The sequence below is a fragment of the Aquincola tertiaricarbonis genome (genome assembly GCF_023573145.1).
Lineage (GTDB): Bacteria > Pseudomonadota > Gammaproteobacteria > Burkholderiales > Burkholderiaceae_C > Aquincola > Aquincola tertiaricarbonis_B.
In genome coordinates, this window is record NZ_CP097635.1 from 2,400,491 (window position 1) to 2,422,220 (window position 21,730).

At 72.4% G+C, this 21,730-nt stretch carries 20 protein-coding genes; 10 read left to right on the plus strand and 10 right to left on the minus strand.

Translation table 11 applies throughout. From position 1 onward, the window contains the following. Positions 1-22 precede the first annotated feature (22 nt). The 4 genes from MW290_RS11085 to MW290_RS11100 form a co-directional block, all read right to left on the minus strand. Positions 23-1,030: an ABC transporter substrate-binding protein gene (locus MW290_RS11085; protein WP_250196656.1), complete on the minus strand. Its 1,008-nt coding sequence runs from the start codon at positions 1,028-1,030 to the stop codon at positions 23-25. Between the two features lie 110 nt (positions 1,031-1,140). Then, positions 1,141-1,575 (minus strand): NUDIX hydrolase, encoded by a 435-nt coding sequence (locus tag MW290_RS11090; protein ID WP_250194716.1) that lies wholly within the window; start codon positions 1,573-1,575, stop codon positions 1,141-1,143. After that, positions 1,572-1,916 carry a hypothetical protein gene (locus MW290_RS11095; RefSeq protein WP_250194717.1) on the minus strand — a complete coding sequence of 115 codons (345 nt, stop codon included), beginning with the start codon at positions 1,914-1,916 and terminating at the stop codon, positions 1,572-1,574. Before MW290_RS11095 ends, MW290_RS11090 begins: the two co-directional genes overlap by 4 nt. 22 nt (positions 1,917-1,938) lie before the next feature. Next, positions 1,939-2,907: a LysR family transcriptional regulator gene (locus MW290_RS11100; RefSeq protein WP_250194718.1), complete on the minus strand. Its 969-nt coding sequence runs from the start codon at positions 2,905-2,907 to the stop codon at positions 1,939-1,941. 29 nt (positions 2,908-2,936) lie between these two features. Here MW290_RS11100 and MW290_RS11105 point away from each other — a divergent pair, with 29 nt between their 5' ends. Together MW290_RS11105 and MW290_RS11110 are read left to right on the plus strand one after the other, a co-directional pair. Beyond that, positions 2,937-5,177, plus strand: a complete 2,241-nt coding sequence (locus MW290_RS11105) for a hypothetical protein (RefSeq protein ID WP_250194719.1) — start codon at positions 2,937-2,939, stop codon at positions 5,175-5,177. Then, positions 5,174-5,944 (plus strand): hypothetical protein, encoded by a 771-nt coding sequence (locus tag MW290_RS11110; protein ID WP_250194720.1) that lies wholly within the window; start codon positions 5,174-5,176, stop codon positions 5,942-5,944. The genes MW290_RS11105 and MW290_RS11110 overlap by 4 nt, the downstream gene beginning before the upstream one ends. A gap of 14 nt (positions 5,945-5,958) precedes the next feature. On the opposite strand, the gene MW290_RS11115 is transcribed toward MW290_RS11110, so the two are convergent. Further along, positions 5,959-6,450, minus strand: a complete 492-nt coding sequence (locus MW290_RS11115; RefSeq protein ID WP_250194721.1) for an HU family DNA-binding protein — start codon at positions 6,448-6,450, stop codon at positions 5,959-5,961. Positions 6,451-6,709: 259 nt separating this feature from the next. On the opposite strand from MW290_RS11115, the gene MW290_RS11120 reads away from it, so the two are divergent. The 6 genes from MW290_RS11120 (at position 6,710) to MW290_RS11145 (ending at position 14,399) form a co-directional block, all read left to right on the plus strand. After that, entirely contained in the window at positions 6,710-9,463 is a 2,754-nt protein-coding gene (locus tag MW290_RS11120) for an ATP-binding protein (protein WP_250194722.1), read from the plus strand. Between the two features lie 66 nt (positions 9,464-9,529). Further along, complete coding sequence (locus MW290_RS11125; protein WP_250194723.1) at positions 9,530-9,769, plus strand: DUF1289 domain-containing protein; 240 nt, start codon at positions 9,530-9,532, stop codon at positions 9,767-9,769. Then, entirely contained in the window at positions 9,766-10,764 is a 999-nt protein-coding gene (locus MW290_RS11130) for a 2-dehydro-3-deoxygalactonokinase (protein ID WP_250194724.1), read from the plus strand. Before MW290_RS11125 ends, MW290_RS11130 begins: the two co-directional genes overlap by 4 nt. Then, positions 10,761-11,426: a 2-dehydro-3-deoxy-6-phosphogalactonate aldolase gene (locus MW290_RS11135; protein WP_250194725.1), complete on the plus strand. Its 666-nt coding sequence runs from the start codon at positions 10,761-10,763 to the stop codon at positions 11,424-11,426. The genes MW290_RS11130 and MW290_RS11135 overlap by 4 nt, the downstream gene beginning before the upstream one ends. 249 nt (positions 11,427-11,675) lie before the next feature. Then, on the plus strand, positions 11,676-13,010 hold the full coding sequence (locus MW290_RS11140) for an MFS transporter (protein WP_250194726.1): 1,335 nt from the start codon (positions 11,676-11,678) through the stop codon (positions 13,008-13,010). A gap of 123 nt (positions 13,011-13,133) precedes the next feature. Next, positions 13,134-14,399 (plus strand): RCC1 domain-containing protein, encoded by a 1,266-nt coding sequence (locus MW290_RS11145; RefSeq protein ID WP_250194727.1) that lies wholly within the window; start codon positions 13,134-13,136, stop codon positions 14,397-14,399. Here the strand turns inward: MW290_RS11145 and MW290_RS11150 are convergent. From MW290_RS11150 to MW290_RS11170, 5 genes are all read right to left on the minus strand, one after another. Next, a complete protein-coding gene (locus MW290_RS11150) occupies positions 14,355-17,690 on the minus strand; it encodes a BTAD domain-containing putative transcriptional regulator (protein ID WP_250194728.1) in 3,336 nt (1,111 codons plus the stop codon). The two genes, MW290_RS11145 and MW290_RS11150, sit on opposite strands and share 45 nt — an antisense overlap. 214 nt (positions 17,691-17,904) lie before the next feature. After that, on the minus strand, positions 17,905-18,717 hold the full coding sequence (locus MW290_RS11155; RefSeq protein ID WP_250194729.1) for a peptidoglycan-binding protein: 813 nt from the start codon (positions 18,715-18,717) through the stop codon (positions 17,905-17,907). A 122-nt stretch (positions 18,718-18,839) separates the two neighbouring features. Beyond that, the gene (locus MW290_RS11160; RefSeq protein ID WP_250194730.1) at positions 18,840-19,382 is read right to left on the minus strand and encodes a hypothetical protein; all 543 of its coding nucleotides are present in this window, start codon (positions 19,380-19,382) and stop codon (positions 18,840-18,842) included. Between the two features lie 45 nt (positions 19,383-19,427). Continuing rightward, a complete protein-coding gene (locus MW290_RS11165; protein WP_250194731.1) occupies positions 19,428-20,180 on the minus strand; it encodes a type 1 glutamine amidotransferase domain-containing protein in 753 nt (250 codons plus the stop codon). Between the two features lie 87 nt (positions 20,181-20,267). Further along, positions 20,268-20,819 carry an MOSC domain-containing protein gene (locus tag MW290_RS11170; RefSeq protein ID WP_250194732.1) on the minus strand — a complete coding sequence of 184 codons (552 nt, stop codon included), beginning with the start codon at positions 20,817-20,819 and terminating at the stop codon, positions 20,268-20,270. A gap of 63 nt (positions 20,820-20,882) precedes the next feature. On the opposite strand from MW290_RS11170, the gene MW290_RS11175 reads away from it, so the two are divergent. Together MW290_RS11175 and MW290_RS11180 are read left to right on the plus strand one after the other, a co-directional pair. Then, positions 20,883-21,272: a GFA family protein gene (locus MW290_RS11175; protein WP_445659475.1), complete on the plus strand. Its 390-nt coding sequence runs from the start codon at positions 20,883-20,885 to the stop codon at positions 21,270-21,272. An 11-nt stretch (positions 21,273-21,283) separates the two neighbouring features. Continuing rightward, positions 21,284-21,727 carry a GNAT family N-acetyltransferase gene (locus MW290_RS11180; protein ID WP_250194734.1) on the plus strand — a complete coding sequence of 148 codons (444 nt, stop codon included), beginning with the start codon at positions 21,284-21,286 and terminating at the stop codon, positions 21,725-21,727. Positions 21,728-21,730 lie beyond the last annotated feature (3 nt).

Consider the following 21,730-nt stretch of genomic DNA (forward strand, 5'->3'; position numbering starts at 1 on the left):
CGAGCGGCGGCACGCCGCCGCTTCAAGCCGCCGTGCCGGCCGCGCTCCGCAGCAGCGGGCCGAAGCTGGTGTCCCAGAAGGGTGCCACCTCGGCCGGGCCGTCCAGCACGCCGATCTTGGCGAAGGTGCTGGCCACCTCCTGGTGGCTGGCGATCACCCGCGCATCCACCGGCAGCACCGCGTAGTCGTCGCTGCGGTTGTTGAACAGCTCGATCAGGTCGCCCACCGGCACCCGCGTTTCGGCCGACTGCGCGCGGGCATAGGCCAGGTAGTTGGCATTGGCCCAGGCATAGGCGCGGCGCAGGCGCAGCAGGTAGTCGCCCACCGCGGCCCGCCGCAGCGGGTCGGCGATGGTCTTGGGGTTGGCATAGATGGGGAAGTTGCCCGACAGATAGCCCTTGCCGGTCTTCAGCACCTTGGCGCCGTAGCGGGTGCGGGCCAGCTGGCCGTTGTAGCCGTAGATGGCCCAGGCGTCGAGGTCGCCGCGGTCGAAGGCCGACAGGCCGTCCGCCGGGCTCAGGTTGGCGGCCTGGATGTCGTTGAAGGACAGGCCTGCCTCGACCAGCTGTTTGTGCAAGAAGTAGTGCGCGGTGGTGCCGCGCACATAGCCCACGCGGCGGCCCTTGAGGTCCTTGATCGACTCGATGCCGCTGCCCTTGCGCGCTAGCGTCACCTGGTTGTTCAGGTCTTCGCGGATCACCGCGATGAAGCGCACGTTGGCCTTCTGGCGCGCCGCGAAGGTGGCCGGAATCTCGCTGCCCGAGCCCAGGTCCAGCGCGTCGCCGTTGAGCGCCTCGATGTGCAGCAGTCCGTTGTTCAGCTCACGCCAGTCGATGGTGTAGGGCGTGTCGGCGATCTGCGCGGCCGCCAGCAATGCACGCCAGTTGCCCTTGTAGGTGCCGATGCGCAGCGTGACGCCCGCCAGGTCCCGAGGGGAGGGCGCTGCCGCGCCGACCAGGCCCGGCAGGGCCAGCGTGGCGGCACTGCCGATCAGCAGCCGGCGGCGTGTGAGGGAAGGCCGTGGGGCCATGCGATGCTCCTGGGTGTCTTGCATCGCTGCATGGTAGGAACGGCCCTCGCGCTTGGCGACGCATCATCACGCATAAGCATCTTCGGCCGGCGCATGGCAGCGTCCGGCGTTCAGGTCGCGGCCGGTGCCAGGCCCAGCGTGGTCAGCAGCTTCAGCATCGCCGGGGCGCACAGCCGGGCCAGCTCATGGGGCGCGGCCCAGCGCCAGGCGTCCACCTCGGGTGTCATCACGCCGGTGCGGTGGTGCGGGAAGAAGCTGGTGCACACCCGGCCGGCCAGTTCGCACTGGCTGTCGGGCAGCCAGGTGCGGAACAGGTGCAGGTCCTTCTGCGGCCGATAGGGGTGTCGGCCCAGGTCTTCCAGCGTGTCGGGCTGAAGCACCAGGCCGGTTTCCTCCAGCACTTCGCGCAGCGCGGCTTCGCGCGGGCTCTCGCCGGCTTCGGCGCCGCCCTTGGGCAGGTCCCACCAGCGGGTGCCGGTGGCATGGGCCAGCAGCAGGCGACCTTGCGGGTCGTGGATGGCCACGCCGTAGGAGGTGGTCTTCACGGCTCCCACAGCCGGTAGCGGGTGGCAAAGGGGTGCAGCACCTGCTCGTCCCAATGCGTGGCCAGCAGCACGCCCTGCGCGTCGCAGGCGGTCCAGATGTTGTAGGTGAAATAGGGGTCGTCGGCCAGCTGCGGCGCGAAGGCGTCGCGCAGCAGCCGGGCCAGCGGGCTGGGCGGGTCCAGCCAGTCGTCCCAGGGCTCGCCGTGGGCGTCGGTGTTGAAGTGGGCGCCGTGCCGGCCCTGCATCGCCAGGTCGAGCACGTCGAGCGCGGGCACGCCCGGGTGTGAGCGCCGCAGCGCACTCGCGGTGGCGATCAGTTGAAGGACGGCGGCATCGGCCATGGCCCAGTCTAGCGCCGCTGCCTCAGCGGTCCAGCGCCGCCAGCCACGGGTCCACGTCCTGGCCGCCGAAGGCCGACACCAGGTAGTCCAGCAACGCGCGGGTGCGCACCGGCACATGCTTGCGCGTGGGGATGCAGGCCCACAGCGTGAGCGAGAACACGCGCCAGCCGGGCAGCACCCGCATCAGCGTGCCTTCCTTCAGCGCCTGACCGGCGATGAAGGTGGGCAGTGCCGCAATGCCCAGCCCCACCAGCGCGCTGGCGTGCTTGAGGTCGCTGTTGAGCGAACGCAGCGGCGTCAGCGAGCCGTGGACCTGCACCCGGGCCGGTTCGTCTTCGTCATGGCCGGGCTGCTGCGGCGGCAAGTCCCCGGTCACCGGCTGCAGGCCCAGGCGCTCATAGGGGTCGTTCATCGGCCGCGACAGCATGCGGTGGCCGACCAGGTCGGCCGGCTGCTGCGGCACGCCATGGCGGGCCAGGTAGGCCGGTGATGCGCACAGCACCACGTCGCTGCGGGCCAGCCGGCGGGCCACGAAGTCGCCGTCCAGCGGCTCGCCGCTCCACAGCACGGTGATGTCCTGGCTGTCGTCCATCTCGTCCGACAGGCCGGTGGCGCTGATCTCCACCGTCACCTGCGGGTAGCGCTCATGGAAGCCGGGCAGCACCTGCGCCACCTGGTGCACCGCGAAGGCCGGCGGGCAGCGCAGCCGCACCACGCCGCGCGGGTCGCGGTGGGCACTGTGGACTTCGGCCTCGGCCGCTTCCACCTCCGCCAGGATGCCGCGGGCGCGCTCCACGTAGTGCTCGCCGATCTCGGTGAGCGACAGGTGCCGCGTGGTGCGGTGGATGAGCCGCGTGCCCAGCAGCGCTTCCAGGTCGGCCACCAGGCGGGTGACGCCGGCCGGCGCCATGTTGAGGGCCCGTGCGGCCGCGGCGAAGCTGCCTTCGTCGACAACGCGCAGCAGCGTGCGCATGGCTTTGAGTTGATCCATGCCGCCATTGTCGTGTTCTGATCACGGCCATGAGCCGTTCCATCCGCCGCCGCGCCCGCCCGGGCCTGCCCCGTTTTTCGGCGCTGCGCCGTGCCCTGCTGGCCGCGTTGCCGGCCGCCGCCTGGCCGGCAGGGGCCGGCGCTGCCCAGGCGCCGGCCGCCATCCGTGCCCCTACCGCAAGCCGCCATGACGCCGGCGAATTCCAGCCCATCAGCACGCTGGCGTTGCGCAGCCCGGCCAGCCGGCGCGCGGCGCCCTTCATGGCGGGCTTCTGCTTTCGCCCCGGCGACGTGCCGGCGGGGCGCCAGGTGGCGGTGCGGGCCGCCGCTGCGGGCGCCCGCGCGGCCCCGGTGCAGGCCACGGTGAAGAACCGCCACCCCGACGGTTCGGTGGCCTTCGCCATCCTGGCCGGCCATGCGGATGTGCAGGCCGGCCGGCCCACGCTGCTGCAGGTGGGCAGCGGCCCGGCAGCGGCCACTGCGCCGCCGCCGTTGACGCTGGCCGATCTGCAGCGCAGCGGCACCGTGGTCAGCATCCAGGCCGAAGGCTTTGGCACCGCCACCTGGCAAGGCGCCGGCTGGTTGCAGGGCGCCGAACCTTGGATCAGCGGGCCGCGCATGTCGTCATGGATCTTCAGCCGGCCCGCCGGCACCGACGCGCACCTGATGCTGCGGCTGGAGCTGTGCCTGTATGCCAACGGTGAGGTGGAGGTGTTTCCGTACGTGGAGAACGGCTGGCTGATGGTGCCCGGGCCCACGCACAAGCAGGCGCGCTTCGTCGTGCAGCTCAATGGCCGCACCTGCTTCGACCGTGTGGTGGCCCTGGGCCACCACACGCGCACGCCGCTGATCGACGGTCGTGCGCTGGCCTACTGGACGGTGCCAGAGCCCCGCGTGGCGCCCAGGCAGGAGCGCCAGCACCTGATCGCCAGCCAGCGCGTGGTGCGCCCCGACCCGACCGCGCACTACGCCAGCTGGACCGGGCCGGCCAACACCAGCTTCCAGCCGCTGCAGCGCGGGCTGTTCCGCATCGGCATGTATGGCGGCGGCCACTACGAAGGCATTGCGCCGCAGCCCGGCTGGGAGGTGGCTTACCTGGTGTCGGACGATCCGCTGGCCTATGAATCGATGCTGCGGCAGGGCTGGTCCTGGGGCCGCTACGGCCTCCATTACCGCGACGAGAAGACCGGCCGGCCCATCGCCTTCTCGGACCATCCGGCCACGCAGATGGCGGCGCCGGCGCAAGGGCCCAGCCACTTCGCCGGGCTGGACACCTTCCACACCCTGCGCTACACGCCAGCGCCCACCGGCGACATGCCGGCCGGCGAGGACGAGTACGCCATCACCCATTCGCCGGCGCCGCCGTATGGCGCCTACCTGGCCAGCGGCCGCCACTACCTGATGGAGCAATGCCAGTTCCAGGCCACCGCCAACTACCTGGCCAAGGGCATGTCGCGCGAACGCAGCGATGGGCTGTGCCTGTACTCGGCGCACCAGCTGCGCGGCATGGCGTGGTTCCTGCGCACGCTGTTCCTGGCCGCGGTGGCCACGCCCGACGACCATCCGCTCAAGCGCGAATTCCAGCGCTCGGTCAAGGTCAACGTCGACTTCTACTGGCAGCGTGTGGTGGCCCAGCCGAACAACCCTTTCGGCACTGTGCCGCAATGGGGTTCGGGCGTGTCCATCCAGACCTGGCAGCACGACTTCCTGGTGGCCAGCTGGGGCCTGGGCCTGGCGGCCGGGGCCGCCGGTGATGCCGTCACCCACACCCGCATGGCACAGGTGTTCCAGTACCTGGCCAAGGGCACGCTGGGCCGGCTGGGCGGCACCGGCCCGCACGAGTTCCTGTACGTGCACCAGAGCGGCCAGCAGGCCGACCCGCAGGGCCCCGACGGTGATGCGCCGGTGATCGCGCCTTCACCCGCCGGGGTGGACCCGGCGAAGGTGGACTTCGAGAAGGGCACCGGTCCCTGGTGCCGCGACTGGGGCGAGATCTTCCGCAATGCGGTCGGGTTTCCCAACCCGGGCGTGGCCGGTCCGCTGGCCTTCGGCTTCTACCCCGACCCCGGCAGCCTGTGGGCGCAGATGCACCTGGCACTGGACGAATGCGACCGCCATCAGGCGCCCGGCACCGCCGAGGCGCTGGCCCGGCTGCGGGCCGCGCCCAACTTCGGCGAACTGGGCGCGGCCATCCGCGCGCAGAAGCTGCTGGCCTGCTGCCGCAGCACGCTGGCGGTGCTGCCGGCGGCCCATCCGCGGGGCGCGGCATGAACTGCCGCCTGTGCCACCGGCCGCTGGACGCGCTGGACCGCCAGCGTGGCTTGACGCTGTGCCGCCGTGCCCCGTGCCAGGGCCGCAACGAGGCGCAGCGCATCGAGACCGAGCGCCGCGCGATGACCGAGGCCGGCCTGGCCGCGGTGCAGCGCCTGCACCCGGACCATGGCGTGCAGCAGGCGGTGTGGTTGCTGCCCTACGAGGCCACGTTGGTGCCCACCGAGCCTGAAGAGCGCGAGGCCTTGCGCCAGGCGCTGCTGCGCCGCGTGCAGGAGGCCGGGCTGCAGCCTTCGGCGCCCGACGCCGCCCCTGCGCTGCCCCTGCCAGCGGCCGCGGACGATGCTGGCGCACGCGCCGGCGGCACGCTGTGCGCCCGGTGCCGCGGCCGCTGCTGCACCGCGGGGCTGGATGAAGATGCCTTCCTGCACGACGGTGCCCTGCAGCGCTGGTTGCGCGAACATCCGGGCCAGTTGCCGGCGGAGGCGGTGGAGGCTTACATGGCCGCGTTGCCGGCCGAGCACATGCAGGGCTCCTGCCTGTTCCATGGTGCTCAGGGTTGCGCACTGCCGCGTGAACGCCGGGGCGATACCTGCAACAGCTTCGGCTGCATGCCCTACCGCACGTTGATGGACGCGGTGCAGCAGCAGCCGCCGCAGGGCGTGCTGGTGTTGCGCGCCAAAGGGGGACGCCTGCAATCGGCGTGGGTGGTGTCGCCGGAGGGCGGCGCGCAGGCGCTGCCGCCCTCCGACTGCCTGCCGGATTGACCGGCGGCCTGGACTTACAGCGCAGCGTCCTTCAGCTTCTTCAGCGAACGCACCTTCACCTTCACGGTGGCGGGCTTGGCGGCGAACACGCGTTCCTGCTTGGTGAAGGGGTCGATGCCGGTGCGCTTCTTCTTGGCGGGCACGGCCTGGGCGGTGACCTTCAGCAGGCCGGGCAGCGTGAACTCGCCCAGGCCCTTCTTGCTCAGCGAAGCGACCATGGTGGCTTCCAGCGCGGCCATCACGGCCTTGGCGGCCTTGGGGTCCACCGCAGCGGTGTCGGCCAGGTGAGCGATCAGGCTGGTCTTGTTGAAGGCCGTCTTGATCGGCTTCAGCGCGCCGCCGGCCGCAGCTGCCTTCTTGGCGACGGGGGCCTTGGCAGGCGCTGCCTTCTTGGCGGCGGGAGCGGCCTTCTTGGCAGCCGGGGCCTTCTTGGCAGCGGCCTGGACCGGTGCCTTCTTGGCGGCAACGATCTTCTTGGCGGGCGTGGTCTTCTTGGCGGTAGCCATCGTGATGGTTCTTTCGAGATGATGAAAAAGCGCGATGCGCGCGGCCGCGATTCTAGGAACTGTGGCGCACTCTGCCGCGTGACGCCCTCGACAGGCCTGCATCCGGTTACATGCGGCGCTATGATGTTTGACCCGCCCTGGCCCCCGGGCGGCTCCGCACTTGGCTAGACAAGCTGCCTGCCGTTGCGCCGCAACGGTGCCGGATTTCCGGCTGCCGCCTGGCTTGCACACACGGCAACGAAGGGGCAAGGAATCCAGCATGGTCGTACCCTCCGTACCGGCGCGTGGCCCGCGTCACCGCTACCTGCAGTCGCGCCTCGGGCTCATCGTGCTGGCGGTGGCGTTGCCGTTGCTGGTGCTGCTGGCGCTGTCCATCCGAGACGCGCGCAGCAAGGCCGAGGAGCGCAGCTATGCCATGCTCAAGCAGCGGGCCGATCAGGTGGCCGCCCGTGCTACCGACATGCTGGAAAAGGCCGAGCACCTGCTCAATTTCATGGCCAGCCGGCAGCGGCTGCGGCTGCTGGATGTGGACGCCTGCACCACCCTGATGGCCGGCGTGGCCGGTGGCCACTCGGCCTACACCAACATCGGCCTGTTCGACGCCGCCGGCCGCGCGGTGTGCACCTCCACCGCCAACCGCAGCCGCACCCATTTCGCCGATCTCGTGTGGTTCCGCGAAGGCCTGAAGGCCGACGGGCCCTGGCTCAGCGATCCGCTGCGCGGCCCGATCAGCGGCCGCTGGGTGATCTACATGACCACGCCGGTGTATGGCGAAGCCGGGCTCAAGATGGGCCTGCTGGCCGTGTCGCTCGACCTGCAGCCATTGGTGGACGCGATGGCGCCGCTGAACACCGAGCCCGGCCATTCGGTGGTGCTGCGCAAGGACCGGCGGCTGTACGTGGTGCGCCACCCCGAGCCGGAGCGCTGGGTCGGCCAGCCGCTGCCGCCCAGCCTGCTGGCGCCGGCCCGGCTGTCGGGCGCGCCGGTGCAGGTGGCCGTGGGGGTGGACGGTTTGCCGCGGGCCTTCGCCATCACCGCGCTGCCCAAGTTCGGCCTGGAGGCGGCTGCAGGCATGCCGGCCGCGCAGGTGTACGCCGAAGCCAATGCCGAGGCGTGGCGCGGCCTGGGCGCCGCGGCACTGGCCATCGGCCTGGGGCTGGCGGCGGCACTGTTCGCGGCGCGCCGCGTGACCCGCGCGCTGAACAGCGTGGCCGACACCGCGCGGCAGCTGCAGGCCGGTGCCACCGACGTGCGCGCCGACGAAGGCCTGCCCGGCGAGTTCGGCGAGGTGGCCACCGAGTTCAACCGTCTGATGGACCGCAACCAGGAGCGCGCCACCCAGCTGCTGCAGTCGCAGCGGCGGGCCGAGCGCTTGCGCCGCTTCTACGAGACCTTGTCGGCCATCGGCCAGGCCATTGCGCGCCAGGCCAGCCCGCAGGCGTTGTACGAGGAGGTGTGCCGGGCCTGCAGGAGCACCGGCCTGGCGCGCCAGGCCTGGATCAGCCTGCGCCAGCCCGGCGGCCCTGCGGCGGTGGGCGACGCTGCCGCGGAAAGCGACCTGGCGCCCTGGGGTGGACGGCCCGCGGCGGCCACCGCGCGTGCGCTGGCCGAGCGCCGCGCCGTGACCGAACAGGCGAGCGGCTGCCTGCCGGTGGCGGCGGTGCCCTTCCTGGTGGACGACGAGGTGGTGGGCGTGCTCACGCTGCTGGGCCCCGACGACGATGCCTTCGACGACGACATGGCCACGCTGCTGGCGGAGCTGGGGCGTGAGCTGTCCTTCGGCCTGGAGCTGGACCGCCACAAGCAGGCGCGTGCCGCGCTGGCCGCGGCGGAGGCGGCCAACCGCGCCAAGACCACCTTCCTGTCGCATGTGAGCCATGAGCTGCGCACGCCGCTGAACGCGGTGCTGGGCTTCGCGCAGCTGGGCCGCGCCGCCCATGCCGAAGGCCGGCATGAACCGGTGGACGGCTACCTGGCCCATGTGCTGTCGGCCGGCGGCCAGCTGCGCTCGCTGATCGACGACCTGATGGACGTCTCGCGCATCGAGTCGGGCGAGATGTCCATCGAAATGGCCGACGTGGACGTGGTGGCCAAGATGGCCCACATCGCCCAGCTCAACGGCCCGCTGGCGGCCGAACGCGACGTCAGCTTCCACATGGACTTTGCGCCCGGCGGGCGGCTGCCGATGCGCTCAGACCCGCTGCGCCTGCGTCAGGTGCTGATGAACCTGGTGAGCAATGCCATCAAGTACAACCGGCCCGGCGGCCATGTGACGCTGGAGGCCCGGCGCGAAGGCAACACCGTGCGGCTGCAGGTGCGCGACAACGGCCATGGCATGTCGGACAGCCAGCTCGACACGCTGTTCCAGGCCTTCAACCGCATGGGCCGCGAGAAGACCTCGATCGAAGGCACGGGCATTGGCCTGTTCATCACCAAGCGGCTGGTGGAGCTGCTGGGCGGCAGCCTGCAGGTGCAAAGCCGCGAAGGCGTGGGCACCACGGTCACCGTCACGCTGCCTTACGTGGCGCCGACCGCGGCGCGGGCCGTGGCCCCGCGGGCCGAGCCCGTCGACCCCGATGCTCTGGTCGGCCGTGTGCTGTACATCGAGGACAACCCGGTCAACGCCACGCTGGTGGAGCACTTCTTCCAGCGTCATCCGCAGGTGCAGCTGAGCCTGGCCGAGACGGGCCAGCAGGGCCTGGCGCTGGCCCGCTCGCTGCAGCCCGACCTGGTGCTGCTGGACATGCAGCTGCCCGACATGACCGGCCTGCAGGTCATCGCCCGGCTGCGCGCCGACCGCAGCACTGCGGCACTGCGGGTGGTGGCGCTGTCGGCCAATGCGATGCCGCAGGACGTGGATGCCGCGCTGCGTGCCGGGGTGGAGGCCTACTGGGCCAAGCCGATCGACTTCGCCCAGCTGCACGAGGGCGTGGCACGGGTGCTGGCCGAGCAACGGGCGCTGGTGCGTGGCGAGCTGGACCTGCCGCTGCCGGTAGACCGTGAGGCGCGATGACCCCGCGCCAGTGGGGCGGGCCGGCCTGGGCCACACTGGTCGGCCCATCACTCGCTTGCCCTGCCTGTGCCCATCCTGCTGACCGCCAACCCGTGCATTTCGGTGTGCAAGATCGATGACGAGGGCGTGTGCACCGGCTGCGGCCGCAGCCGCGCCGAGATCAAGGGCTGGAAAGCCATGGCGCCCGAAGCGCGCCACGACATCAACATGCGGCTGCTGGCCACCCAGGCCAAGCCGGTGCGCAAGCGGCTGATCAAGACCCTGCGCAAGGACATCGGCAAAGACATCGGCAAGGACAAACGATGAACGCGAGCACCCCGGCGCCACGGCCCGCCCTGCTGGGGCTGGACTGGGGCACTTCCAACCTGCGGGCCTTCCTGCTGGCGGCCGATGGCACGCTGCTGGCCGAGCGGGGCAGCCCGCGCGGCATCCGCCACCTGGCGCAGCCCGCGCCGGCCGGCTTCGAGCAGGCGCTGGACGAGGTGGCCGGCGACTGGCTGCGCGACCAGCCCGACCTGCCCATGGTGGCCTGCGGCATGGTGGGCAGCGCCCAGGGCTGGCAGGAGGCCCGCTACGTGGACTGCCCGGCCGATGTGGCCACGCTGGCCCGGCAGGCGGTGGTCATCCGCACGGCGCATGGGCCGCTGCACATGGCGCCCGGCCTCATCGACCGGCCGGCGGCCGACAGCGGCCGCCCGCCCGACGTGATGCGGGGCGAAGAGATCCAGATCGCTGGCGCGCTGGCCCTGCAGCCGGCGCTGGCCGCGCGTGCCTGCCTGCTGCTGCCCGGCACCCATGCCAAATGGGCCCAGGTGCGGCAGGGCCGGGTGACGGGCTTTCGCACCTTCATGACCGGCGAGCTGTACGCGGTGCTGCGCCGCCATTCGCTGCTGGGCCAGACGATGCCGGCCGAGGGCAGCACAGGCAGTGACGACGCCGCCTTCCAGGCAGGGGTGGCGCGTGCGCGGCAGGCCGGGCCGGGCGAGCTGGCGCACCAGCTGTTCGGCAGCCGCACCCTGGGCCTGACCGGCCAGCTCACGCCGCAGGGCCAGGCCGATTACCTGTCGGGCCTGCTCATCGGCCATGAGGTGGTGGCCGGCCTGGCCGCGTTGCGCGCCGAGGGCGATGGCGACCCGCCGCCGCTGGTGCTGATCGGCGAGCCGGCCCTGCTGGCGCGTTATGCAGGCGCGCTGCGTGCCCTGGGTCATGCACCCGCGGCCCTGCTGGGCAACCCCGCCCCGCAGGGCCTGCACCAGTTCGCCCAGGCCGCTGGCCTGTTGACCGAAGGACCTACCGCATGACCCTTACCGTCCATCCCGAAGCCTCCTTGCTGGCCCACCGCTTTGCGCAGGCGCAGCGCTTGCTGCCGCTGGTGGCCATCCTGCGTGGCCTGCAGCCTGCCGAAGCCATCGCGGTGGGCAAAGCGCTGGCCGAAGCGGGCTTCCACCTCATCGAGGTGCCGCTCAATTCGCCCGACCCGTTCAACAGCATCGAGCAACTGCGCCGCCATCTGCCGCCCGAGGTGCTGGTGGGCGCCGGCACCGTGTTGCAGCCCGAGCAGCTGGCCCGGCTGGTGGACGTGGGCGCCGACCTGGCCGTGATGCCGCATGCCGACGTGGCGCTGATCCGCGAGGCCAAGGCCGCCGGCCTGCTGTGCGTGCCCGGCGTGGCCACGCCCACCGAAGCCTTTGCCGCCCTGGGCGCCGGCGCCGATGCGCTGAAGCTGTTCCCGGCCGAGCTGATCAGCCCCGCCGTGGTGAAGGCGATGCGCGCGGTGCTGCCGCCCGAGGTGGCGCTGCTGCCGGTGGGCGGCATCACGCCCGAGCGCATGGCCGACTACCGGCGCGCAGGTGCCAACGGCTTCGGCCTGGGCTCGGCGCTGTACGCCCCGGGCCGCAGCGCGGGTGAGGTGGGGGCGCTGGCGGCCGCCTTTGCCACGGCCTGGCGGGCGGCAGGGGGTTAGGCACCCCCGTAGAATCCCTGATTCCCAAGCGCGCGGAGCCTGCAGGCATTACCAGAGCAGGCGCTGCCACCACAGGTCCGCCCAGAAGGCGGCCGGCGCTTGACGAGGCCCGGCCCCGGCACATCCCGCCCGCGCGCCGGCCTCCTTCCACCGCTACCCGCCCACCGGCTTGCCGCCCATGCGCCCGCATGCGATGCACCGGTGGTGCCGCGCATGGCCCGCTGCGGCCCGCGCAGTCAGAAGGATCAGATGTCTACCACCCACACCGCCACCACGGGGCCGCGCAATTCGCCCCGCCATGTGGCCATGGCCTCGCTCGTCGGCACCGCCATCGAGTTCTACGACTACTACATCTACGCCGCTGCTGCGGTGCTGGTGTTCAACAGCCAGTTCTTTCCCAAGGGCGACCCCTCGGCGGCCACGCTGCTGTCGCTCAGCACGCTGGCGCTGGCCTTCCTGGCGCGGCCCATCGGCTCGGCGCTGTTCGGCCACTTCGGCGACCGCATCGGCCGCAAGCGCACGCTGGTGGCATCGCTGCTGACCATGGGCCTGTCCACCGTGGCCATCGGCCTGCTGCCCAGCTACGAGCAGATCGGCATTGCCGCGCCGCTGCTGCTGTGCCTGTTCCGCATCGGCCAGGGCATCGGCCTGGGCGGTGAATGGGGCGGCGCCGCGCTGGTGGCCACCGAGAACGCACCCGCCGGCCAGCGCGGCTGGTTCGGCAGCTTTCCGCAGCTGGGCGCGCCCATTGGCCTGTTCATGGCCAATGGCGTGTTGTTCCTCATCACCTGGCTGATCGGACCGGAATCGATGGTGGCCTGGGGCTGGCGCATCCCGTTCGTGCTGTCCATCGTGCTGGTGGGCGTGGGCCTGTACGTGCGGCTGACGCTGCATGAAAGCCAGGTGTTCCAGGACGTGGAGAAGGCCGGCCGCACCGAGCAGGCGCCGGTGAGCGCGGTGTTCCGCCACCATGGCGGCCGCGTGCTGCAGGGCACGCTGATCATGACCACCACCTATGTGCTGTTCTACCTGATGACGGCCTTCGTGCAGGTGTATTCCAAGAGCCCGGCCGCGGTGTCGCCGGCCGGCCATGCCACCGGGCTGGGCATTCCGGCCAACACCTTCACCGGCATCCTGCTGGTGGGCGCGGTGGTGTTCGGCATCTTCTGCCTGCTGGCCGGCAAGCTGGCCGACCGTTACGGCCGCCGGCTGTGGCTGATGGGCGTGACGGTGGGCATCATGGGTTTCGGCCTGCTGATGCCGCAGTTCCTGGACCACGGCACGCCGCTGTCGGTGCTGGCCTTCATCGTGGTGGGCATGGCCTTGATGGGCTGCACCTTCGGCCCGATGGCCGCGCTGCTGCCCGAGCTGTTTCCGACCGAGGTGCGCTACTCCGGCGCTTCGATGGCCTACAACCTGGCCTCCATCGTCGGCGCTTCGCTGCCCACGCTGGTGGCCATCGACCTGAACAAGGCCTATGGCCTGTGGGGCGTGGGCCTGTACCTGGCGGCCAACGGCCTGCTGACGCTGGCGGCGCTGGCCACCAGCCGCGAGACGAGCCGGCTGGATCTGGCGAAGGTGTGATCGCCTCGTCGCGCCATGGCTGGCGCCGACGGTCCATAACTCTGCGCTAACTCGCCTGCGTCAACCATGACGGCGTGCTGCCCTCGACGGCGGCATCCCCGTCATGCACTACCAGGAGAGTTCATGTTGCATCCCTTGCCGAGCCAGCCGTCGGGGCTGGTCATCACCCGTTCCTGCCCGCGCCTGCGCGCGCTTGCCTCGCTGGCCATGGCGGTTGCGGCCGCCGGCGCGCTGGGGGCTTGCGGTGGCGGTGGCAGCGGCAGCAGCGCCGTGGAACCGGCGGCCGAGAGCCCTTCGCCGGCCCCGCAGCCTGCGCCCGCACCGGCCCCGGTTCCCGCACCCGCACCCGCACCCGAGCCGGCGCCAGCACCGGCCCCCGCGCCCGCGGCCGCCATCAGCGGGCCGCGCATCGCCGCAGGCGCCGGCTATTCGCTCGCGGTCCAGGCCGATGGCCGCGTGCTGGTCTGGGGCGGCGCGATGGTGGGCGGGGGCGCCAGCACGCCGATCGCCGGTAGCCCGGCGCGCGTGCTGACGGAGGTGACCGGCGCGGCCGCCGTGGTGGCCACGCCCAGTGGCGCGCTGTTCAACGACTCTTTCGTGCTGCGGCCGGATGGCGGCTTGCTGGCCTGGGGCACCGCCTACGGCAACTCGCCGGTGGCGGTGGCGGCCGCCGGCAACCTGCAGCAGGCCGTGCACTGCCCGTCGGTCACCTATGCCTTGCGCCCCGACGGCACCCTGTGGCGCCTGGTCGGCAGCCAGGCCACGGCGGTGTCGGGCCTGAGCGAAGTGGTCCACATCGGCGCCGCGGCCTCTTCAACTAATTGTGCGGTCGCGGCGACCCGCCGCGACGGCAGCCTGGCCCTGGTGGCCGATGGCCGCATTGATGAGGTGGCCGGTCTGCCCGCGGTGACCCAGGCCACCTGCAGCGGCTTCAGCCCGGTGGCCGGCCTGACCGGCGAGCACTGCCTGGCCCTGGATACGGCCGGCAGCGTCTGGGCCTGGGGTCGCAACGACGATGGCCAGCTGGGCGATGGCACCACCACCTACCGCAGCAACCCGGTGCGCCTGGCCGCACCGCAGAACGTGGTGGCGCTCGGCATCCAGTTGCTCAACGGCTTTGCGCTCGACGCCGGTGGCACCGTGCACACGTGGGGCCCTTCGGGTCCGGCGCTGGGACGCGGACCTACGGCCCAGGCCACCAGCGTGGCGCTGCCGGTACCGGGCCTGCCGCCGGTCAAGGCGATGTCGGTCGGCACCTTCCACACGCTGGTGCTGGGCACCGACGGCAGCGTCTGGGCCTGGGGCAGCAACAGCCGTGGCGAGCTGGGCGTCGAGGGCAGCGAATCACAGCGCGCCCCCGTGCAGGTGCCCGGCCTGCGCCTCGATTGACCACCCGGCGTGACCGCGCGCAGGCTGCAACAGTTCAGCGTGCCAGGGATGTCGACCGAAACCCGCCCGGCCTTCCGGCGGCACCTGGGTCTGCAGCGTCTGCTGCAGCCAGCCGGCGGCCAGGCTGCGGCAGCGCGCGGCGGCCGCGACGTCGCCCAGCGCGGTGTAGGCGGCGGCGCAGGCCAGCCACTGGCGCGTCCAGCTGGTGTAGGCCGCCCGGTACTGCCGCACCAGATGCTCGGCATGCGCCACGTCGTCCGGGTCCAGCGTGCGCGGCGCTGCCGTCGCCCTGGCCTGCAAGGCGGTGGCCGCCGCTTCCGCCGCCACGCCATGCAGCTCGCGTGCTTGCGCCTCCTGCATCACGGCCCAGGCTGCGTGCGCGGCGGCGGTGTCGGCGGCGCGACGCTGCAGCGCCAGTTCGGCCAGCAGCGTGGAAGCCATTCTGCGTGTCGGCTCGATGGCCGCCGCCTCCCGGTAGTGCCGCTCGGCTTCGGGCGCGCCCAGCAGCTCGGCCGCCTGGCCCAGCAGCAGGCGGCGCTGCACCGCGCTTTCGGGCACGGCGTTGGGCAGGTCCTGCTGCAGCAGCGGCAACGCGCGCCCGGGTTCGCCCAGTTGCAGCCAGGTCCAGGCCAGCGCCAGCGCGGCGACGGCCTGGAAGTTGGAACCCGGCATGGCCTGCGACATGTGCTCCAGCGCCGACCGGGCCAGCGGCAGCGCGGCACGGAAATGGCCGCAGGTGGCCTCGGCCAGTGCCAGCGCGACGTCGTTCATGCGCGACTGGGTCTGCAGTTCGGGCACGCCGCGGCCCAGCTCGCGCGCTTCGCGCCCGGCGTCCACCGCGTCGCGGGCCTCTCCGCGCTTGAGGTGCACATAGCCCACGCTGATCCAGGCGTTGAGCTCGGCGAGCCGGTTGTCCGTCGCCCGGGCCCAGCCGAGCTGGCGACGTGCCACGGCGAGCGAGTCGCCCAGCCGGCCGGCGTTGACCAGTGCCATCAGGTAGGCGCCGGCATAGTCGAGGCAGTCGGCGGGCGAGGCCTGCTGGTCCAGCATCGGCCAGCCGGGCTGCAGCAGGGCCACGGCCTGCGGCGCACGGCCCTGCATCGACAAGGCCATGGCCAGCGCCTGCAAGGCCTCGCGCCGCGGTGTCACGGCGTGCGCCGGCAGCAGATGCAGGGCCTGCTGCGCGGCCGGCTCGGCCTCGGTGGCGCGGCCGCCCCACACCAGCGCCGTGGCATGCGCGGCCCAGGCATGTCCCAGGTCGGCGGCTTCGGCCTCGGCCTCGATCAGGGCGGTACTGGCCTGCAGCGCCGGGTCCAGCCCCTCGCCCAGCACGGTGGGCACGATGGCGCGTGCACGGGCGCGCAGCGCGGCGCCGCCGTGGCCGGCAGCTTCCCACGCGGCGGCGGCCTGGCGCAGCAGTGCCGCCTGCTCGCGCGGGCGCGAGGCGGCATGGGCGCGATCGGCCGCGGCTTCGTAGGCGGCCGCTGCGTGCGCCGGCTCGCCGCCGGCCTCCCAGTGGGCTGCCAGCCGCGCTGGCTCGCCGCCCCGGGCGGTGAGCGCCTGCGCCACCTGCCGGTGGATGCGCCTTGCTACCACCCGCGGCGTCAGTGCCAGCACGGCCTGGCGCACCAGCTCGTGCGCGAAGCCTTCGCCATCGAGCACCTGGGCGGTTTCCAGCCGGTGCCAGGCGTCGGCCAGCATCACCGCCGGCCGGTGGGTCAGGTGTTCGGCCAGCTCGATGTCGAAGTCGCTGCCGGCGACCGCCACCAGCCGCGCCAGCGCCGCCGATTCGGTCGGCAGGCGGGCCAGCCGGGCCTGCAGGCGCCGCTCGATCGACGCCGGGTGGGGCAGCTCTGCGGCGTCCAGAGCGCCGTCCTGGAGGCCGGCCCGCAAGGTCTCCAGCAGGTGCAGCGGCAACCCACCCGCGTGGCGCAGCAGCGCAGGCGCCAGAGCGTGGGCGTCAATGCCGGGCAGCGAGAGGCTGGCCACGAAGTCGTGCACGGCATGCGCATCCAGCGGTGGCAGTTCCAGCCACTGCAGGTGGTCCGCGTTCGTCCAGGGCTGCGCCGCGTCGGCGGCCAGCGGGCGGCTGGCCAGCACCCAGGCCGGCCGGGTCGGAGGCTCCGCCGCTAGGATCAGCCCCTGCAGCAGTTCGTGGCTGGCCGCATCGGCGAAGTGCAGGTCGTCGATCACGACGGTGCCCAGCCCCTGCTGCAGCGCAGCCGCCAGCGCGTCGGCGATCTGGTGGCGCAGGCGTTGCGCCGGCATGGGCGCCAGCCTCGCGTCCGGCTCTGCGCCCGTGGCGGCCGGCGCCAGCGGCCAGCGTCGCAGGCGAGACAACAGCCGCTGCACGGTGGTAAACGGTGCTTGCGCGTCATCCGGCTGGGCGGCCAGCTGCAGCACATCGGCCAGCCCGCCCAGGGCCTCCTGCAGCAGGCGCGACTTGCCGGCGCCGGCCTCGCCCACCACCAGGACCGGTTGGCCAAGACTGCGTGCCTGCGCCAGCGCGCGCAGCGGGCGCTCGCGGCCGATCAGGCGAGGCGGTCGTGCAAGGGTCGCTGGCAGGTCGGGCAGCGCACCGATGACCGGCTGCCGCCCCTGCAGCAGGCACTCGCGCAGCACGAGTGTCTCGGCGCTGGGGCGCAGGCCCAGCTCCTCGCTCAGCGATCGTTCGGCACGGTCGTACACCCGCAGCGCCGAGGCCACGTCGCCCAGGGCATGGTGCAAGCGCATCAGCTGGCGGTGGAGCGGCTCGGACAGCGGATCGTCGGCATGCAGGTGCTGGGCGAACATCAGCGCGTCGGCATGGCGGCCCTCGCGCTCGGCAGCATCGGCGATGGCGGCCAGCGCCTCGCGCCGCCGCTGGCGGTGGCGTTCGCGCACGCCAGCCACCCAGGCAGCCAGCTCGGCCTCGCCGTCGTAGGTCAGATCGCCCAGCGGCTCGTCATCCCACGCACCGGGGTCGGCTTGCAAGGCCGCCCAGGAGAGGTGGTCTTCATCGCGCCGCAGGTCGGTGGCCAGCACCAGCGTCTCAGCCATCTCGACCAGGCGCGCGCCGGTTTTCTTGCGCAGCTGGTGGACCCGCTGGCGCAGGTTGTTGAGCGCACCGCGCTCGTCCGTGGCCGGCCAGGCCAGGGTGGCCACACGATGGCTGCGTACGCCCGGCTCCAGCGCCGCGCAGGCCAGCCAGGCGGCATCCTTGCGCGACAGAACGAGCGGGCCGCCGCCGAGGTCATCGATGAGGCAGGGCCGGCCTTCGAGCCGAAGGCGCCAGAAGAGCTGTCGGGTCACGCGCGTCGGGTCAAGGGCGAGCTTGAGCGGTTCCTGGTCTTGCGCTTGATCGTACTGCGCTGGATGAAGATCGAGCCGGGCCGCCCCAAGGCGGAACGCGCCCCCCTGGGGGCAGCGAGCGCCGCGAGCTTGGGGGCCGACGTTCCGCCGCCGGGCCGCCCCAAGGCGGAACGCGCCCCCCTGGGGGGCAGCGAGCGCAGCGAGCTTGGGGGCCTCAACCCCCCGAGGCCGCCGCATCCAGCGCGGCCCAGGTGTCGCGGCCGACGATGCCGTCCACCGGCTGCAGGCCGCGTTGGCGCTGGAAGGCGGCCACCGCCACTTCGGTGCCGGCGCCGAAGTCGTCGTCGATCGCCAGCATGAAGCCCAGCTGCTGCAGCCGGCGCTGCAGCTGGCCCACCGCCTCGCCCTTGGAGCCGCGGCGCAGCACCGGGCGGCCCAGACTGGGCGGTGTCTCGCCGCTGAGCACAAAGCCTTCCAGCCGCGCGATCGCGGCCTTGGCGCGGCCGGTGGACAGCCGCCGGTCGTCCAGCCCGTTGGTGCCGCCGTTGACCGCGCGGGTGACGGCCACCACGTCATCGGCGTCGCACAGCGCATTGATGTTGCGGCGCTTCCAGTATTCGCAGGCGATCTTCAGCGACAACACCGGCTCGGCGGCGCGCTCGGGCTGCTCTTCCAGCTTCACGCCGATCAGCTCACCCACCTCTCGGTAGTTGGCGCGGCCGGTCAGCTGCAGCAGGCCGCGGCCCTTGTAGCGCACGCCGTCGCCGGGCTGCAGGTTGCCCAGGTCGCGCCGGCCTTCATACGCCTCGCCGCTGGCGAATTCTTCGGTGGTGCGAAACCCCGCCGACTCATGGCAGGTCTGCCCCAGGAAGTGCGCGATGCGCAGCCGGGTGTTGATCGCGTAGCCGTCCAGCGTGGTGGCCAGCACCTCGCCCACGGCCGTGATGATGGCGTTCTGGCGCTCGGCCATGGCGCCGCTGAAATGCGGCGCCACCTCGCGCATGGTTTGGGCATCGACCTGGATCATGGCGGACTCCTGCACGGGTCGGGCCGCAACGGGCCCGGAGCCGCCATGGTTCGCCCGCGGGGGCATGCCGGTCCATCCCTAACGCGCCTTTGCCGCCTCCCTCCTTGGGAGGAAGAAGCGGGTCAGGGGAGTTCGAAGTCGCGCATGTCGGCCGCGATGCCGGCGCGGCGGGCCAGGTCGGGGCCCAGTTGCGATTGCGCCGCCTGCGTGCAGGGCACCTGCGCGATGCGGCGGCCGGCGCGTTCCACCACCACGCCTTCCTGGGTGCCCCAGCCGCGGCCGATGGCGGTGTAGACCACGTAGCGGTGGTCGCCCTTGTCGAAGGCCAGCCAGGCGCCGCCGCCGCCCGAGAACATCAGGCTGCCCGCCTGCACGCTGGCGCGCCAGTCGGGGGCATCGGCACCGGCCGGCGGGTGTTGCAGCTCGGGGGCACCGGGCCGGCCGAAGCGGTACTGCAGCAGGCCGCCGGTGGGGCCCAGGCCGGGCGTCGCGCATACCGCGATCTGCTTGCGGCCGGCGGGGCAGCTGAACACCGTTTCTTCACCCGGCTGGCACAGGCTCGCCGGGGCCGCGGGCGCCGCATGGGCGCCGGCTGAGGCCATGGCGCTTGCCGCGGCCATCATCATCGCGGCCACGCGGGCGGCGCGCGGCACAGGTCTGCTCATCGTCGTCATGCGGCCCGTATCCACTTGTCTGTACAAGCGGAGATGCTAGCCGGGGTCACGGTCGGTGCGCCGCGCGCTGCGCCGTGGACGCTGCCCCAGCAGCACCAGCGCCAGCGCGCCCAGGCCGATCAGGGCCACCGTGCGCACCGAAGGCCGCGGCAGCCATCGCATCACACCCAGCACCAGGCGCGGCGCCTCGGTGCGCTGCGGTGCCGACAGCGTGCGCACCGCGTTCTGCACTTCATCCGGATGGGCGCCGGCAAAATGCGGCAGCAGCGCCTTCACGAAAGTCAGCATGTCCTGCGGGCCGCGGCTGGTGATCCAGTTGCGGTCGATCACCACCGGCTGGTCGAGCCAGGTGGCGCCGGCATTGACCAGGTCGTCGCGGATGCCGGGCCAGGAGGTCATCTGCCGTCCCGAGGTGAGTCCGGCCGAAGCCAGCACCCAGGGGCCGTGGCACAGCGTGGCCAGCGGGCGGCCCAGCGCGTCGAACTGGCGCACGAACTGCCGCGCCGGCTGCGACTGGCGTAGCAGGTCGGGGTTGATGAAGCCGCCGGGGATCAGCAGCGCGTCGTAGTCCTCGGGGTGGGCGTCCTGCACCACCCGGTCCACCGCCACGCGCGAGGCGGGCTCATGCAGGTTGACGCCGCGGATGTGGCCCTTGCGCAGCGAGATGATCTCCACCGCCGCGCCCGCATGGCGCATCGCCGCCACCGGCACCGCCAGTTCCACTTTCTCGAATCCATCGGCCGCCAGCACGGCGATGCGCCGGCCAGCCAGGGTCTGCTCCATGTTCATTCATCGGTCTCCATCGGCCCGGGTCCCGGGCCCTCACACGCAGGCTTTCGGCAAACAGAGTGCCGGCTCGGCCGCTGTGTTCCCCGGTCAGACGAAAAGCGACTGTTGCTGCGGCACCGGCGCCAGCCGCACCACCACGGCATCGCCCACCGCCAGGCGGCCGCCGGCCAGCACCCGCGCCGTCATGCCGCCGTGGCCGCGCATCGCGTTGTAGGCGCCGGGGCCCAAGGCCTCTTCCATCTTGGAGCAGGGGTCGCAGGGGCCGGTGATCTCCAGCTGCACCTCGGGTCCGATGCACAGCCGAAGCGGCGCATCGGCGAACAGGCTGCGCGCCGCCACCAGGTTGAGCCCCGAGACCACCAGGTTGCGCCGCAACACGGCCGCCGACAGCGTCGCATGGCCGGTCCAGGCCGCGATCAGCGGCAGGTGCTCGGCCTGGAGCAGCGTCACCTGCCGCTTGCCACCCCCGCCGGCCCGCAGCGGCCCCGCGGTGCTGCGGTCCCCCTCCAGCCCGCGCTGGGCCAACGCCACGGCCGAGGCCACCGACACCGCCGGCTGCCCGCGCGCCGGCCGCAGCAGGATGGCCTCGAGCCGGCCGGGCAGGGGGAAGGTCTGGGTGAGGGGGCGCAGGGCGGACATGGGGCATGATCATGGCAGGCCGTGGCCCCCCGGGCGGCACGGCCGCCAAAAAGGGGGACCACCATGCTCGAAGGCTCCTGTCTGTGCGGTTCCGCCGGCTGGCGGATGGCGGTCATGCCGGAATCGGCCACGGCCTGCAATTGCACGGCCTGCCGGCGCTACGGCACCTTGTGGGCCTATGGTCACGAGGACGAAGACATCACCGTGACCGGCCCCACCACCGCCTTCGCCCGCGGCCGGGCGCTCACCTTCAACTTCTGCCCGCAGTGCGGCTGCGTGACGCACTGGCGCGGCCTGCAGCTGGAAGCGGACGGCCGGCGGCGCATCGCGGTGAACCTGCGGTTGGCCGAGCCGGAGCCGATCGCGGCCCTGCCCATCGATCACTTCGACGGGCTGGACGCCTTTGACGACCTGCCACGCGACGGGCGCTGCATACGGGATCTGTGGTTTTGACGGGCGCGACGTTGCCACTGTCCTTCGAGGTCACGGCAGCACCCGCGGCCGCCGACCTTGCGGCGGTGGATGCCTGGCTCGATGCATTCAACCAGGGCCATGCAGCGCTGGCCGATGTGCGGCCGCTCAGCGTGTTTGGACGCGCTGAAGGTGGCCGCGTGATCGCCGGTGCCGTCGGCCGCACCTGGGGCGATTGCTGCGAGCTGCAACAGCTGGCCGTTGACCCGTCGCGCCGCGGCCAGGGCCTGGGCCAGCAGCTGCTGCAAGAGTTCGAGGCCGCCGCCGCCGCGCGCGGCTGCAGCCTGGTGTACCTCGACACCTTCTCGTTCCAGGCGCCGCGCTTCTACCAGCGTGCCGGCTACCGCGTGGTGCTGGAAACGCGGGGCTACACGCAAGGCACGGTGAAGTACACGATGCACAAGGTGCTGATGAGCGCCATCACGACGGCGGACTGACCC